Origin of the sequence: Pseudomonas sp. DWP2-2, from assembly GCF_049897065.1 — a bacterium.
Taxonomy (GTDB): Bacteria; Pseudomonadota; Gammaproteobacteria; order Pseudomonadales; family Pseudomonadaceae; genus Aquipseudomonas; species Aquipseudomonas paracarnis.
Genome location: NZ_JAFCVN010000001.1, coordinates 427,634 through 443,992 on the forward strand (window position 1 = coordinate 427,634; position 16,359 = coordinate 443,992).

Annotated in this window: 11 protein-coding genes; 6 read left to right on the forward strand and 5 right to left on the reverse strand. The window is 60.8% G+C overall.

The genetic code is table 11. The annotated features are described in order from the left end of the window. Positions 1-107: 107 nt before the first annotated feature. From ACP7CZ_RS01805 to ACP7CZ_RS01820, 4 genes are all read right to left on the reverse strand, one after another. Complete coding sequence (locus ACP7CZ_RS01805) at positions 108-5,381, reverse strand: SET domain-containing protein-lysine N-methyltransferase (protein WP_294195997.1); 5,274 nt, start codon at positions 5,379-5,381, stop codon at positions 108-110. 137 nt (positions 5,382-5,518) lie between these two features. Next, a complete protein-coding gene (locus ACP7CZ_RS01810) occupies positions 5,519-6,325 on the reverse strand; it encodes a sulfite exporter TauE/SafE family protein (RefSeq protein ID WP_054898246.1) in 807 nt (268 codons plus the stop codon). Further along, entirely contained in the window at positions 6,326-7,570 is a 1,245-nt protein-coding gene (locus ACP7CZ_RS01815) for an NAD(P)/FAD-dependent oxidoreductase (RefSeq protein ID WP_054898245.1), read from the reverse strand. Between the two features lie 51 nt (positions 7,571-7,621). Then, positions 7,622-7,957, reverse strand: a complete 336-nt coding sequence (locus tag ACP7CZ_RS01820; protein ID WP_003174875.1) for an ArsR/SmtB family transcription factor — start codon at positions 7,955-7,957, stop codon at positions 7,622-7,624. Between the two features lie 94 nt (positions 7,958-8,051). On the opposite strand from ACP7CZ_RS01820, the gene ACP7CZ_RS01825 reads away from it, so the two are divergent. Continuing rightward, entirely contained in the window at positions 8,052-8,915 is an 864-nt protein-coding gene (locus ACP7CZ_RS01825; RefSeq protein ID WP_089042214.1) for an MBL fold metallo-hydrolase, read from the forward strand. Between the two features lie 586 nt (positions 8,916-9,501). Here ACP7CZ_RS01825 and bkdR read toward each other — a convergent pair. After that, a complete protein-coding gene (gene bkdR, locus ACP7CZ_RS01830) occupies positions 9,502-9,990 on the reverse strand; it encodes a Bkd operon transcriptional regulator BkdR (protein ID WP_003174877.1) in 489 nt (162 codons plus the stop codon). Between the two features lie 195 nt (positions 9,991-10,185). Here bkdR and ACP7CZ_RS01835 point away from each other — a divergent pair, with 195 nt between their 5' ends. From ACP7CZ_RS01835 to ACP7CZ_RS01855, 5 genes are all read left to right on the forward strand, one after another. Next, on the forward strand, positions 10,186-11,421 hold the full coding sequence (locus ACP7CZ_RS01835) for a 3-methyl-2-oxobutanoate dehydrogenase (2-methylpropanoyl-transferring) subunit alpha (protein WP_054898243.1): 1,236 nt from the start codon (positions 10,186-10,188) through the stop codon (positions 11,419-11,421). Position 11,422: 1 nt separating this feature from the next. Next, entirely contained in the window at positions 11,423-12,481 is a 1,059-nt protein-coding gene (locus ACP7CZ_RS01840; protein ID WP_005789444.1) for an alpha-ketoacid dehydrogenase subunit beta, read from the forward strand. Next, the gene (locus ACP7CZ_RS01845) at positions 12,482-13,747 is read left to right on the forward strand and encodes a dihydrolipoamide acetyltransferase family protein (RefSeq protein ID WP_181125297.1); all 1,266 of its coding nucleotides are present in this window, start codon (positions 12,482-12,484) and stop codon (positions 13,745-13,747) included. Positions 13,748-13,751: 4 nt separating this feature from the next. Beyond that, positions 13,752-15,131, forward strand: a complete 1,380-nt coding sequence (gene lpdA / locus ACP7CZ_RS01850) for a dihydrolipoyl dehydrogenase (RefSeq protein WP_294195975.1) — start codon at positions 13,752-13,754, stop codon at positions 15,129-15,131. A 202-nt stretch (positions 15,132-15,333) separates the two neighbouring features. After that, a complete protein-coding gene (locus tag ACP7CZ_RS01855; RefSeq protein ID WP_003192309.1) occupies positions 15,334-16,353 on the forward strand; it encodes a branched-chain amino acid aminotransferase in 1,020 nt (339 codons plus the stop codon). The last annotated feature ends 6 nt before the right edge of the window (positions 16,354-16,359 follow it).

Below are 16,359 nucleotides of genomic sequence, written 5' to 3' on the forward strand. Positions count from 1 at the left end.
CGTTCATGTTGCCATCTTGAGGACGCAATTGATCGTCAATGGGGCACAGTCAAATGGCGCCCACTGCCCGGCATCATTTGTCTTGCCCCTTCGCCCAGCGCTTGAACTCAGCGATCAGGGTCCGGCTTGATCGCTATATCAGGCACCGGCTTATAGAACGGTCCATAGTCCAGCAGTAGCTCCTCGCCTCTCTTGATGTCCTTTAGCGCCACATAGAACGTCAGGTTTTTCCCGACCGCGATGGACACGACATTGTTGGACATCCACGCAGGCCCCTCGCCCAGTTGCGAGGTATTGATCAGGCTCAGGGTGTTGCCAGTGTGCAGGCCGCTCACCGTCCGGGTACCCGAGCGCGTACCGAACAGGTAAGTCATTACAGCCCGCGAACCTTGCTTGCGCTGCTCCTCGAACAGTGACGCTTCGTCTGCATGGTATTTGCCTGCATAAGGGCCAAGCACTTCAAATTGGGGGATATCGCGCCGCGCCCATACCGAAGCACCGCGAGCCGGCCCCCCATCGTCCAACGGCGTGACCACCTCCAGGGCATCGTCAAATCGGGTCTGATGCTGGCCTTCGGTGCGCAGCCAGTCTTTGATCGACGCCTTGATCTGTGCTGAAACCCTCGCCTTAGTCGGGCTATCAAGCCCATCGAGCACGCCATTCCAGTGGGAGATGCGGATGTCATCGATCGGGCCTTCGAGTGATTGGGTCAAGCTGATTCTGGGGTTCACCGGGTCCTGCAGAATCGGCAGCGTGTTGTCGATCTGATGACGAGGCAATGTCGGGAAATCGCTAGGTTCAACCTTGATCACCACGGGCGGGACTGTCGAAGCGGGGGCTGGGGCCTCCAGGCCTTGCGTTGTGCCGGCGCCGACCTTTGATGGTGGCGGGTCCAAGGGCTCTGATGCGGGGCGTTTTCGTGGACTATCCGTAACCGATTGCCCAGGAACGGGGCGCGGCCCAGTGCCTTGCTGTAACCGTCCCAGACGTTGCGAGGCGTTCGCTGTAAACGAGCCGTCCGCTCTCACGTACTTACTCCAGAGGTCTGGACTAAGCCTGTGCTGTTGCACAAACTGCGCCTGCGTGACGGAGTTGTCTGCGCTCTCGGCAAGCGCTTGCCACTGGCGCAAAAGGTCACCGGTAATCCTGCGATAGGCGCCATCGGTTACATTCTTCATCAGGGCTTCGCCGGCCGCCGACAGGCCACCATCAGGACGGACATACGCTCTGAACGAATGCACACTCAGGTTATGCTGAACGGCGAACCCCTCCATGGTCATGGTCTCACGCGCCTGCTGCGTCAGCTTTTGCCACCTATCGATATGCGTTTCGGTCACCCTGCCCGCCGCCATGTTGGCAGAGCGGTCGCGCACCGTCACACCGGCAGGGCTCAGTTTGCCGTCAGGCTGCACGTAATACTCAAAGGTTCTCGGGGATAGATGTTTCTGGCGAGCAAAGCCCCTGCGTGTAAGGCTTCGTTGCTGCGCGGGCGGCAACGCCTCCCACTCGCGCAAATGCCCAGCCGTGATCAACTCCATGCGCGCCCTGGGAACATGGGTGACCGGACCCAGTGCGGCGCGCTCAAGGCGTTCGCTGGCGGTCTTTTTCAAGGAACCATCAGCGTTGACCCAGTCTCTCCAAGTGGCTGGATGGAGCCCGTTCTCGCTTGTGAACTGCGCTTGCGTGATCGCATTATTCGGGTCCTCGAAATAGGCTTTCCACTGGCGAAGGTGGTCGTCGGTAATCTTGTTAGGGGCAATACCGACCACCCTGTCCATCAGTTCTCTACCGACCGGCCCCAATGTACCGTCTCGCCGCACATGGGTTTTGAACGAGCCTGGATTAACGTGATAAAGCTCGGCAAACCCCTCGAGCGTCATTTCGTCACGCTCCGTCTGTGGCATGTCTTGCCAATCACGGATATGGGTTTCAGTCACGGTATAAAATGGCGTATTGGGTGCACGGTCGCGCACCGCCACGCCGATAGCGGTCAACTGACCATCTGGTTTTACATAGCGATTGAACACTTTCGGGTGCAGATGTTGCTGCCGGGCGAAGCCTGCGGGGGTAAGGCTTTGCTGCTGCTCCAATGATAACGCCTGCCAAGCGCGCAAATGATCGGCCATGGGGGTCTGGGCCTGAACAGCGGACGCCCGTGCGGCGCTTTGCAGTGCGCGTTCCAGACGCTGCGCGCCCGCCCCCTTCAACGAGCCGTCCGCGTTGACGTACTGCGCCCAGCTACGTTGGCTGAGCCCGTGCTGGCTCACGAACTGCGCTGACGTCAATGAGTTGCCTGGTTGCCTGAAAAGCTCATCCCACTGGCGTAAATGATCATCGGTAATCTGGTTACTTTTGGTGGGAACAGAGGAGTTGATCAGCGTTTCCCCGCGGGTCATCAGGGTACCGTCCTTGCGCGCATACGTTTTGAACGTACCCGGCCGAAGGTTATGAAGAACAGCAAACCCCTCCTGGGTCATTTCGTCACGCTGCGCCTGGGTCATGTTTTTCCACTCACGCACATGCGTTTCGGTCACCTTTGCGGTGAATGCGTTGGCAGGGCGATCACGCACGAGCACGCCGCTATCGGTTAACTGACCGTCTGGCTTTACGAAAAACTCAAAGGTTTTCTGTGTGAGTTTATTCTGCTTGGCAAAGCCCTTTCGGGTCAGCCTTATCTGCTCCTGCGGCGACAAGGCCTCCCAGGCCTTCAAGTGCTCAGCAGTGATCTGCCCGCCGCCGGGTGCCCCCAGGCGTTGCCATTCGTCGCCCTGTACATGCTGGACCAACAACTCGGTTTGCCGGTTGTTGTGATAAACCCGGGCCTGCACGGTGCCGTCTTCCGTGCGCGACACCTGGCGCACCTCATACACCGCTGTGTCACCGTTGCTGTCGGTATGGCGTATGTGCGAGGAGTGCCCATCGGCTGCCACATATACGCCCTGGCTGTTGCGTGTGAGCCCTGCGATTTTGGATTCAGGCACTTTGAAGTGCCCGAACAGCTCATGGCTCAGCTCACTTGGCCCATCGAAGCTCGCAGTGTCCACCTCACCGTCGACAGCCTGGGTTGCGGCCTTGAACTCATCGAGCGGGCCGCCATAAGGCCGCATCGCGTCGGCATCGAATGCATACCACTTGCCACCCTTGAGCACCGCGGCCCCCTCCACCGTCTGGCCTGCCACCTTCACGGTGCCGGTTGCGGCGGCCTCGTACTGTTTGCTGATCGCCTTCAACACGTCATAACTGCCGGTGGCGCCCCTGAGCTTGTTGACGGCCTTGACGCCTTTGGACAATACATAGAGACCAGCGCTACCCACCAACCTGGGCAAATCGCCCACCCCGCCGACGGGGTTGAGTACGTCAATGGCCGCCACGCCGATGACCTTGACCGCCCGCAATGCCTTGGCCCCGGCAGACAACGCAGAACGGCCGACCTTGAGCAACTTTCCTGCGGTGGCGGTGCCGGCGGTAAGAAAACCGAATACATCCAGCAAGAGGTCAAAAGCACCCGCGCCATACTGCCCGTTCTGAAAATTGACAATGGCGGACCTGAACGGGATCAGGTTCAACAAAAACTCGCTCAGCTGTGCGTTCGCCTTGTCCAAGGCGGTTTGCCCACGGACCTGCTGTTTGATAGCGGGATCGTCGAGGTCCAAGTGTTCGACAAACGCCGTGGCAATCCCATGGGATCGAGCGCTGGTAAAGCTATCCCAAGGCGCGTTATTCAGCGGTCGCTCACGTCCCAGATCATCGGCTTTATGGCTGGGCGTGAATACTTTGGTCGTCGAAACCTTGTTGCCATCCCTGTCTTCCTTAACCTTTGTACTGTAAAGGCTCGTTTTTTCAATCGTGCCTTTATTGAAGTCGATGACGTAGGCGTGCGACGTGCCTTGCAGCTCGGTCTTGACCAGCAGCCCTGGTTCATTTTGAGCATACGTATTATTGAAATGCCCATCCATGACGTATGAGCCTTCCTGGAAAAAACTGACCTTTCCAAACTCGAAATGCTTGCGATCCTGTAAGGGCAGTTGCGAGATCATGTGCCTGACCGTTGTATTGACGGCGGCCTTTTTTTCCTCCATTGCACGGCTGAACTGCCGTTCGAATTCTGCCGGCACGCCAAATTGCCGATTGGCGTTCAAACTCGTTAGTACCCTTTGCAGGTCGTTGCCCTTGAGTGAGCTGCTGGGTTCGTGCGCCTTGAAAGGCCGGGACTCCAGCCAGTCGTCCATGGCGACATCCAAGAGCGAAATACCTCCCCCTTCAATCTTCACGTAGTGCTGATCGACAGCAAATACTTTCTCCTCGAAAAACGCGCCAAGGTCGCCAAATCGCTCCTTGAGCTTGGTCAGGGCGATCTCTTTTCGCGTGGGCAATGCCTTATCCAGTGCATGGGAGGCAGTGAGCCGGGTGTCCAGCTGGGCGTTGAATGCGGCCCTTGCCGATTCAAGTTGCGCGGGTGGATAGTCGCCATTCTGTCTTTTTGTGAGAACGCCACTGGCCACGGCCCAGTCCAGCAATGCCACCGTCTCTGCCGCTTGGGTAACTCCTGGGTCAACCCGCCGTGCTTCTTGCGCCTCGCTCATGACCTGGGCAAACGTCATGCCGGGGACTTTGCCCGGCGTCTGCGCCTCAATCGTCATCGCAGCAATCGCCAGGCTGGCCCATGCCTGGCTGCCGACTTTCACCGTCGCAGGAATGTCTTTGATCAGAAACTGCGGCGCCGACTTGGCCAGCAACAGGTACGCGCCGACACTTGCCAGTGCAGCACTGGTTTTGCCAGTACGACTCAAATGTTCGGCCAAGCCAGCCACCACCGTGGCTGCGTCGTGTCCCCCATGCGTGTCACCGCCCAGATCAAACCCAGCGACGCTGTTGCAATCGGGTGCGGTGATCGACTCAGGGTCCATCTGCAGTGCGATAGCGGCCAGTAGGTAATCGCTCGCGCTGCTTTCGCTGTCAATGCCCTGCATTGTTTGCTGCAGCGCGTTGCCCATCCGTTGCCCTTGCGGGGAATTGACCAGCGCTTCGAGTATTTTGGCCGGGTCGCTCCCCACTTCTGCCGGCAGCGGCTGGCGATACCGCAGAAACTCCAGTACGCCACCCTTGGTTTGCATCACCAGCGGTTGGTCGCCCAAAGGGTGTGCGTAATTCATCGTCGCAAGGCGCAAGCGCCGCTGCTCGTCTGCACTCAAGGGATTTGGCCAGGATAATGCCCCGCCCAAATGGCCCAGTGAGAAGACAGGACTGTTGGGTAATGGCAAATTCTGGCTGGGACGCTGGGGCGTCAACGACGGTTCAAGGTCATCGGCCACAAGCGGTGGCCGTTTTTCAGCTGCTGCCAAGGGAAGCGAAAAATGCGTATGTGCTGCGGTAATTGTCATAAAGCGCCTGTGCATAGTCGAAGAATCATCCAGGCAAAAGCGCGTTTCGGCGCTTGCGGCCGTTCACTGAGTGTCAGCGCTCAATGAGGAGGTTCCTGACCAAGTACAAGATTTCGTGACAGTGCACAGGTACAGCGTCAGAACAACGCGCTGGCTAGCATCCCAATCGCCACCACTCCACACAGGCTGGCGAACCCCACTTGCAACACCCGCGCGGGGATCACCGAACACAACCGCCTTCCCGCCAACATGCCGACGACGCTCGCACCAATAAACACCCAGCCCACCGGCTCGATGCTCACGCCCGCATGAAACGCACCGGCCACGCCGATCAGCGACAGCAGGCTGACCACCATTAACGACGTGGCGACGATCCCGCGCATCTGCACGTCGGTCAGTTGCTTGAACGCCGGCACGATCAGGAAGCCGCCGCCCACGCCCAGCAAACCTGAAACGGCGCCGGTCACCGCTCCCAACGCCGCCAGGGTGGCGCTGCATTTGGCGGTCCAGGCCAGGCGACCGGTCTGCTGGTTGAGCATGCAGTTTTTCTGGCCCCACGACGCCGCACCATGGTCACTCGGCCCGGCCTCGCGCTTTTCCCGTTGCAGCATGCGCCAGGCCACCAGCACCATCAGCGCACTGAACAGCCCCATCAGCACCGGTTCCGACAGTTGGTGGGCGACAAACACGCCCAACGGCGAAAACAGCGCGCCAAGCAAGGCGATCAGTAACGCCGCACGGTAACGCACCAAGCCATGACGCAAGCCATCAATGGCACCAACCGCTGCCGCTGCGCCCACCGCCAGCAACGACACCGGCGCGGCCTGGGTCATGGTCAAGCCCAGCCCCAGCACCAGCGCCGGCACCCCAAGGATGCCGCCGCCCGCGCCAGTCAGGCCCATGACCAGGCCCATCAATACACCCAACACACTGGCCAGCAGCATTCAGTCCACCTTGCTCAGACGGGTCAGCCACTCGCGGCCCTTGAGCATGCCATTCCAGTAGAACCAAGGCAGCAGCGTGGCCTTGAGGAACCACATCGAACGGCGTGCTTGCGTGGGATCGAGGGGAAAGGTCGGCAGCAACGTGCCGCCGTAGCCAAACTCGGCAAGCACCACCTTGCCCTTCTCCACCGTCAGTGGGCAGGAACCATAGCCGTCATATTTGAGCGGCAAAGGTGCCTGCTTGCGCAGGGCCAGCAGGTTTTCGGCCACCACCACGATTTGCTTGCGCACCGCCGCAGCAGTCTTGGCGTTGGTGGTGCCGCACACATCGCCCAGGCCGAAGATATGCGGGTAGCGCAGGTGTTGCAGGCTGTGGGGGTTCACTTCGCACCAGCCGGCGGCGTCGGCCAGCGGGCTCTGGCGGATAAAGTCCGGGGACAACTGCGGCGGTACGACGTGGAGCATGTCGAAGGTTTTCTCTTCGACCGTCGCGTTGCCTTCGGCGTCTTTGACTTCAAACCAGGCTTTGCGCGCCGGGCCGTCGACTTTCACCAGGTTGGAGTTGAACGCCAGGCGAGCGTTGTATTTTTCGACGTACTTCATCAGCGGCGGCACAAAGGTTGGCACACCGAACAACGCCGCACCGGCCAGGTTGAACTCGACGTCGATGTGTTTGAGGTCGCCCTGCTTGAGCCAGTGGTCGCAAGACAGGTACAGGGCTTTTTGCGGCGCGCCGGCACATTTGATCGGCATCGCCGGCTGGGTGAACAACGCCTTGCCACCCTTGAGCTGCTGCACCAACTGCCAGGTGTACGCGGCATGCTCGTAGCTGTAGTTGGACGTGACACCGTGCTGGCCAAGGGTGTCTTGCAGGCCTTCGATTTTTTCCCAGGCCAGGCGCAGGCCAGGGCAGACGATAAGGTTCTTCCAGGTGACGCGCTGGCCGCTGTCGAGCACCAGGGTGTTTTCATCGGGCAACAGTTCGCTGACGGCGGCCTGCACCCAGCTGACGCCATTGGGCAGCACATCGGCCAGGGGCCGGCGGGTCTTGTGCAGGTCGTAAGCGCCGCCGCCGACCAGGGTCCAGGCCGGTTGGTAGCAGTGGTAGTCGTTAGGTTCGATGAGGGTGATGTTCAGCTGCGGGTCGCGCTTGAGCAGGCTGGCCAGCAGGCCGATGCCTGCCGAGCCGCCGCCGATGACTACGATATCGCCACTGATGGTGGGTCCCCAGTGTTGTTCGGTCATTGTCTACTGCCTTTTTGAGTCAATGCACACAAGGGTCGCTGCCGGATGGCGTCACGCCCAGCTTTTGATGACCGCGCCGCAATACAGCCCGGACAGGGTTTTCATCACTTGAATCACTTCGTGGCTGGCCAACCCGTAGAAAATGTATTTGCCTTCCCGACGGGTGGCGACCAGCCCTTCATCGCGCAGGATGCCCAACTGTTGTGACAGGGTGGGCTGGCGTACGCCGGTCAGGGCTTCCAGCTCGCCGACGTTGCGCTCGCCCTGGGTCAACTGGCACAGGATCAACAAGCGATCTTCGTTGGCCAGGGCCTTGAGCAAGGCACAGGCCTTGGACGCCGATGCACGCAACTGGGCGACCTCGCCCTCACTCAACGTAGATTCCATTTGCCTCGGGTCCTTTAAGTCACTTAAGCTCAAAACATTATGTGTAAATGTAAACTGATTGTAACCACTTTTTTCTTCAGCAGAGACAGCCGCCATGCCAGCGTTGATTCAAGCCTTTCTGGATGACGCATCGTCGACCTACACCTATATCGTCTATGAAGCCGATGGCGGCCCCTGCGCCATCGTCGACTCGGTGCTCAATTACGACCCGGCTTCGGGGCGCACCGATACGGCACAAGCCGACAAGGTGATTGCCTTTGTGCGCGAGCATGGCCTGCACGTGCAGTGGCTGCTGGAAACCCACGCCCATGCCGACCACCTGTCCGCCGCGCCCTACCTGCGCCGCACCTTGGGCGGCAAGATCGCGATAGGCGAGTCGATCAGCAAGGTGCAGGGCGTGTTCAAGAACCTGTTCAACCTCGAGCCGGAATTTCGCGTGGACGGCTCGCAGTTCGATCACCTGTTTGCGCCGGATGAAGTCTTTCATATCGGCAACTTGAAGGCCCAGGCGTTGCACGTGCCTGGACACACCCCCGCCGACATGGCCTATTTGATCGACGGCCGCTTGATCCTGGTGGGCGACACCCTGTTCATGCCCGACGTCGGCACCGCCCGCTGCGACTTCCCCGGCGGCGATGCGCGGCAGTTGTACGCGTCGATGCGCAAGCTGTTGGCGTTCCCCTCCGATACCAGGCTGTATGTGTGTCATGACTATCCGCCTGAAGGCCGTGAGGCCAGGTACCAGACCACCGTGGCGGAACAACGGGCGGGCAATATTCATGTGCATGATGGGGTGGATGAAGCGGCGTTTGTACAGATGCGCACCCAGCGTGATGCTGGATTGGGCATGCCAACGTTGTTGCTTCCGGCGATCCAGGTAAATGTGCGGGCTGGAAATATGCCGCCGGCAGAAGAGAACGGCGTGACGTACCTGAAAATCCCCCTCAACCAACTTTAGAAGCACCGATCCGCTGTGGGAGCTGGCTTGCCTGCGATAGCGGTGGGTCAGTTGGCCCATTTGCCCGATATACCGCTCTATACCGACCAACGGTAACCACGATGCGAAGCGAGCCGCTCTTGATCTGCTTTTGATCTTAGGCGCCCCGTTAAACCACGCTGGCCGGAATTCGACAGGGATTTGGGGGGTAAACCGGCAGGGATGCCGGTTTAGCCGCCCCGCGCCATGGATGGCGCGTGGCGGCGGCCCCCCAAATCACTGGCGAATTACGGGCACACCGAGCCTAAGCGAGGTGCCGAGTGGTGGGGCAAGAGCGCTTTGCTTACTTTCGCGCTTTTCGAAAGTGAGCCGCCGTCAGGGCGGAACCCTAAGTGGCCGTTACCGCAGGAATGGATATGTACACAATCCAGCTGCATTGACTGTGAGGCCGTCTTCGCAGGCAAGCCAGCTCCCACAGTTGGATCGTTAGGGTGTCAGGTAGGTAGTCGTCGGCTGTCAGGCCGCCATCGCAGGCAAGCCAGCTCCCACAGTTGGATCGCGGGGTGCCGTCATCACAGGCAAGCCCCACATTTTGTCCCGTGTTGAATCAGGAACCGAGGCTGATGCCGTTGGCCGGCAACGGCAGCGCGGTTTTGTAGCGCACCTGCTTCAAGGCAAAGCTGGAGCGAATGTTCGCCACCCCAGGCACTTTGGTCAAAAAGTCCATCATAAAGCGCTCCAGGGACTGGATCGTGGGCACCAACACGCGGATCAAATAGTCCGGGTCGCCGGCCATCAGGTAGCACTCCATCACCTCAGGCCGATCCGAGATCGCCCCTTCGAATTGCTGCAGCGCCAGCTCGTTCTGTTTTTCCAGGCTCACGTGGATGAACACATTGACGTGCAGCCCCAGCAGATCAGCATCCAGCAGCGTGACCTGCTCACGAATCAGCCCCAGTTCTTCCATCGCCTTGACCCGGTTGAAACACGGAGTGGGCGACAGGTTGACCGAGCGGGCCAGGTCGGCATTGGTGATCCGGGCATTCTCCTGCAGGGCGTTGAGAATGCCGATATCGGTACGGTCCAGTTTGCGCATGAGACAAAATCACCTGTTTATTATGTTTATGCAGTTTTTTTATCCGCAAATGGCCGGCGACGCAATGAAACAGAGATAAATATTCTTCTACGCCACGCCTATGATTGTTGTAGGACAAGATTTCTTCTATCCGAAGACTGACTGTCAGCTAGCGCGCCCACTACAAGAAATTCACAAGATAGAGCGTAGAAAGCCATGACCCAGCCGTATGCACCGCTGCGCCTGCACGTTCCCGAACCCTCGGGTCGCCCAGGCTGCAAGACCGACTTCACCTACCTGCGTTTGACCGACGCCGGCCTGGTACGCAAACCCGCCATCGACGTAGAGCCCGCCGACACCGCCGACCTGGCCAAGGGCCTGATCCGTGTGCTCGACGATCAGGGCCAGGCCCTGGGCCCGTGGGCCGAAGGTGTCTCCACCGAGATCATGCGCAAAGGCATGCGCGCCATGCTCAAGACGCGCATTTTCGACAACCGTATGGTGGTCGCCCAGCGTCAGAAAAAAATGTCGTTCTACATGCAAAGCCTTGGCGAAGAAGCCATCGGCAGCGCCCAGGCCCTGGCCTTGAATATCGACGACATGTGCTTCCCCACCTATCGCCAGCAAAGCATCCTGATGGCCCGCGAGGTGCCGCTGGTGGACCTGATCTGCCAACTGCTGTCCAACGAGCGCGACCCGCTCAAGGGCCGCCAATTGCCGATCATGTATTCGGTCAAGGAGGCGGGCTTCTTCACTATTTCCGGCAACCTTGCCACCCAATTCGTGCAGGGCGTGGGTTGGGGCATGGCCTCGGCGATCAAGGGCGATACCAAGATCGCCTCGGCCTGGATCGGCGACGGCGCCACTGCTGAATCGGACTTCCACACCGCCCTCACCTTCGCCCACGTGTACCGCGCGCCAGTGATCCTCAACGTGGTCAACAACCAGTGGGCGATTTCCACCTTCCAGGCCATCGCTGGCGGTGAAGCCACCACCTTCGCCGGACGCGGCGTCGGGTGCGGCATCGCTTCCCTGCGCGTGGACGGCAATGACTTTATCGCCGTGTACGCCGCCTCGGCCTGGGCCGCCGAACGTGCGCGCCGTAACCTGGGGCCCACCCTGATCGAGTGGGTCACCTACCGCGCCGGCCCGCATTCCACCTCCGATGACCCATCCAAATATCGACCCGCCGACGACTGGAGCCACTTCCCGTTGGGCGATCCGATTGCCCGCCTCAAGCAGCACCTGATCAAGATTGGCCAGTGGTCCGAAGAGGAACACGCGGCGGTCAGTGCAGAACTTGAAGCCGAAGTGGTCAAGGCGCAGAAAGAAGCCGAACAGTACGGCACCCTGGCCGGTGGCCAGATTCCAAGCGCCGCGACCATGTTCGAGGATGTCTATAAAGAGATGCCGGAGCACTTGAAGCGCCAGCGTCAAGAGCTGGGGGTGTGACATGAACGACCACAACAACAGTATCGAACTGGAAACCGCCATGACCACCACCACCATGACCATGATCCAGGCCCTGCGCTCGGCCATGGATGTGATGCTTGAGCGTGACGACAACGTGGTGGTGTTCGGCCAGGACGTCGGTTACTTCGGCGGCGTGTTCCGTTGCACCGAAGGCTTGCAGACCAAGTACGGTAGCTCGCGGGTGTTTGACGCGCCGATCTCGGAAAGCGGCATCGTCGGCGTGGCCGTGGGCATGGGCGCTTACGGCCTGCGCCCGGTAGCGGAAATCCAGTTCGCCGACTACGTCTACCCCGCCACCGACCAGATCATTTCCGAAGCGGCACGCCTGCGTTATCGCTCGGCCGGCCAGTTCACTGCGCCCTTGACCATGCGCATGCCCTGCGGCGGCGGCATCTATGGCGGCCAGACCCACAGCCAGAGTATCGAAGCGGTGTTCACCCAGGTCTGCGGCCTGCGCACGGTGATGCCGTCCAACCCCTATGACGCCAAGGGCCTGCTGATCGCCTCCATCGAAAACGATGACCCGGTGATCTTCCTCGAACCCAAGCGCCTGTATAACGGCCCTTTCGATGGCCACCACGACCGCCCGGTAACGCCGTGGTCCAAACACCCCCAAGCCCAGGTGCCGGACGGTTACTACACCGTGCCCCTGGACGTAGCCGCCATCGTGCGCCCAGGCTCGGCCGTGACCGTGCTGACCTATGGCACCACCGTGTATGTGTCGCAAGTCGCCGCTGAAGAAACCGGCATCGACGCCGAGGTCATTGACCTGCGCAGCCTGTGGCCGCTGGACCTGGAGACCATCGTCAAGTCGGTGAAAAAGACCGGCCGTTGCGTGGTGGTGCATGAGGCCACGCGCACCTGCGGCTTTGGTGCCGAGTTGGTCTCGCTGGTGCAAGAGCATTGCTTCCACCACCTGGAAGCGCCGATCGAACGCGTCACTGGTTGGGACACTCCCTACCCGCACGCGCAGGAGTGGGCGTATTTCCCAGGGCCGTCCCGAGTGGGCGCGGCGTTGAAACGGGTCATGGAGGTCTGAATGGGCACGCACGTTATCAAGATGCCGGACATTGGCGAAGGCATCGCGGAAGTTGAATTATCGGTATGGCATGTAAAGGTCGGCGACTTGGTGGTTGAAGACCAGGTGCTGGCGGATGTGATGACCGACAAGGCGATGGTGGATATTCCCTCGCCGGTCCACGGCAAGGTGATTTCCCTCGGCGGCGAGCCGGGTGAGGTCATGGCAGTGGGCAGCATTTTGATCAGCATTGAAGTGGAAGGCGCAGGCAATACCAAGGATATGCCGGAGGTTGCCGAGCCGGCGAAGGCCGCGCCACCTTTGGCCGAAGCCAAACCGGTACAGGCGCCGGTAGAAAGCAAGCCCGCTGCAGTAGTGAAAGCGCCGCAAGCGCCCGTGGCCCGTGAAGCCAGCGAACGCCCGTTGGCCTCGCCTGCCGTGCGCAAACACGCGCTGGATGCCGGGATTCAACTGCGCCTGGTCCAGGGCACAGGGCCTGCGGGCCGGATTCTGCATGAAGACCTGGAGGCTTACTTGCGCCAGGGCCCGACAACGGGCGCCAGCGCCGCCAACCCGCATGCCGAGCGCACTGACGAACACCAGATCCCGGTGATCGGCATGCGCCGCAAGATCGCCCAGCGCATGCAGGACGCCACCCGCCGCGCCGCGCATTTCAGCTACGTGGAAGAGATCGACGTCACCGCCCTCGACGAGTTGCGCGTGCACCTCAACGAGAAGCACGGTGCGACACGCGGCAAGCTGACCCTGCTGCCGTTTATCGTGCGGGCCATGGTGGTAGCCTTGCGCGACTTCCCGCAGATCAATGCGCGTTACGACGACGAAGCCCAGGTCATCACTCGCCTTGGTGCCGTGCACGTGGGCGTCGCCACCCAGAGCGACGTGGGCCTGATGGTGCCGGTGGTGCGCCACGCCGAAGCCCGCAGCCTGTGGGGCACTGCCGAAGAAATCGCGCGTTTGGCCAATGCCGCACGCACAGGCAAGGCCAGCCGTGAAGAGCTGTCCGGTTCGACCATTACCCTGACCAGCCTTGGCGCCCTGGGCGGCATCGTCAGTACGCCAGTGCTGAACCTGCCGGAAGTGGCCATCGTCGGCGTCAACCGCATCGTTGAGCGGCCGATGGTGATCAAGGGCCAGATTGTGGTGCGCAAGATGATGAACCTCTCCAGCTCTTTCGATCACCGCGTGGTCGATGGCATGGACGCGGCGCAATTCATCCAGGCCATTCGCGGCCTGCTCGAACAACCCGCCAGCCTGTTCCTGGAGTAAGGGCATGACTCAGACATTGCACACCACGCTGCTGATTATCGGCGGCGGCCCCGGCGGTTATGTCGCGGCGATTCGCGCAGGCCAACTGGGCATCCCCACCATTCTGGTGGAAGGCCAAGCACTGGGCGGCACCTGCCTGAACATTGGCTGCATTCCCTCCAAGGCGCTGATCCATGTGGCCGAGCAGTTCCAGCAAACCGTGCACCATAGCCAGGGCTCGCAGTTGGGCATTGAGGTGGATGTACCGACTTTGGACATCCGCAAGAGCGTGGAATGGAAAGACGGCATCGTTGACCGCCTGACCACCGGCGTCGCCGCACTGCTGAAAAAACACAAGGTGCAGGTGATCCATGGCTGGGCCAAAGTCATCGACGGCAAGACCGTCGAGGCGGGCGAGCAACGCATCCAGTGCGAACACCTGCTGTTGGCCACCGGCTCGACAAGCGTCAACCTGCCGATGCTGCCGATTGGCGGGCCGATTATCTCGTCCACCGAAGCCCTGGCACCGACCCATGTACCCAAACGTTTGATCGTGGTGGGCGGTGGTTATATCGGCCTGGAACTGGGGATTGCCTACCGCAAGCTTGGTGCCGACGTCAGTGTGGTCGAGGCCCAGGCGCACATCCTGCCGGCCTACGACGCCGAGCTGACCCTGCCGGTGGCTGAATCCCTGAAGAAACTCGGCGTGAAGCTGTACCTGGAACACAGCGTCACCGGCTTTGCCGACAACAAGCTGCAAGTACGTGCACCCAATGGCGACGCCCTGGCGCTGGACACCGACCAGGTGCTGGTCGCGGTGGGGCGCAAACCCAACACCCAAGGCTGGAACCTCGAAGCGCTGAACCTGGACATGAACGGCGCGGCGATCAAGATCGACAGCCGCTGCCAGACCAGCATGCGCAACGTGTACGCCATTGGCGACCTCAGTGGCGAGCCGATGCTGGCGCACCGGGCCATGGCCCAGGGCGAAATGGTTGCCGAACTGATCAGCGGCAAGGCCCGCGAATTCAACCCGGCGGCAATTCCGGCGGTGTGCTTTACCGACCCGGAACTGGTGGTGGTCGGCAAGACCCCGGACGAGGCCAAGGCTGCTGGCCTGGATTGCATTGTGTCGAGCTTCCCGTTCGCCGCCAATGGCCGGGCCATGACGCTGGAGTCCAAGGCCGGCTTCGTGCGGGTGGTGGCGCGGCGTGACAATCATTTGATTGTTGGCTGGCAAGCGGTGGGGGCTGGGGTGTCGGAACTGTCCACTGCGTTTGGCCTGAGCCTGGAAATGGGCGCGCGCCTGGAGGATGTGGCCGGGACCATCCATGCCCATCCGACCCTGGGTGAAGCGGTGCAGGAAGCCGCGCTGCGGGCATTGGGGCACGCGTTGCACCTGTAAAGCCGTGGCGAGGCCATCGCGGGCAAGCCCGGCTCCCACATTGGAATACGTTCCAAGTGTGGGAGCTGGCTTGCCTGCGATAGCGGTGGATCAGCCAATGCAGAGTTGAATGGTCCACCGCCCTGCTCCCACACCGGCCAAGAATGCAGTATTGTTGCGCCATCCAGAAAAAAATCCGACTTGACCAGAGATAGAGGGTGTCATGGGTAACGAGAGCATCAATTGGGACAAGCTGGGTTTTGACTACATCAAGACCGACAAGCGGTTTCTCCAGGTCTGGAAGAACGGCGAATGGCAAGCTGGCACCCTGACCGACGACAATGTGCTGCACATCAGCGAGGGCTCCACTGCCCTGCATTATGGCCAGCAATGCTTCGAGGGCCTGAAGGCCTACCGTTGCAAGGACGGCTCGATCAACCTGTTCCGCCCGGACCAGAACGCCGCCCGCATGCAGCGCAGCTGTGGCCGCCTGCTGATGCCACAAGTGCCGACCGACGCGTTCATCGACGCCTGCAAACAAGTGGTCAAGGCCAATGAGCGCTTCATCCCGCCGTACGGCAGTGGCGGCGCGCTGTACCTGCGCCCGTTCGTGATCGGCACCGGTGACAACATCGGCGTGCGTACCGCGCCGGAATTCATCTTCTCGGTGTTCTGCATCCCGGTCGGTGCCTACTTCAAGGGCGGCCTGGTGCCGCACAACTTCCAGATCTCCGGCTACGACCGCGCCGCGCCGCAAGGCACCGGTGCCGCCAAGGTTGGTGGCAACTACGCCGCCAGCCTGATGCCGGGTTCGGAAGCGAAGAAATCCGGCTTCGCCGACGCGATCTACCTGGACCCGATGACCCATTCGAAAATCGAAGAAGTCGGCTCGGCCAACTTCTTCGGCATCACCCACGACAACCAGTTCATCACGCCGAAGTCGCCTTCGGTATTGCCAGGCATCACCCGCCTGTCGCTGATCGAACTGGCCCAGACCCGCCTGGGCCTGGAAGTGGTAGAAGGCGAAGTGTTCATCGACAAGCTGGACCAATTCAAGGAAGCCGGCGCCTGCGGTACCGCTGCCGTGATCTCGCCTATTGGCGGCATCCAGTACAACGGCAAGCTGCACGTGTTCCACAGCGAGACCGAAGTCGGCCCGATCACCCAGAAGCTCTACAAAGAGCTGACCGGTGTGCAGACCGGTGACGTGGAAGCGCCAGCGGGTTGGATCGTCAAGGTCTGACAGCCA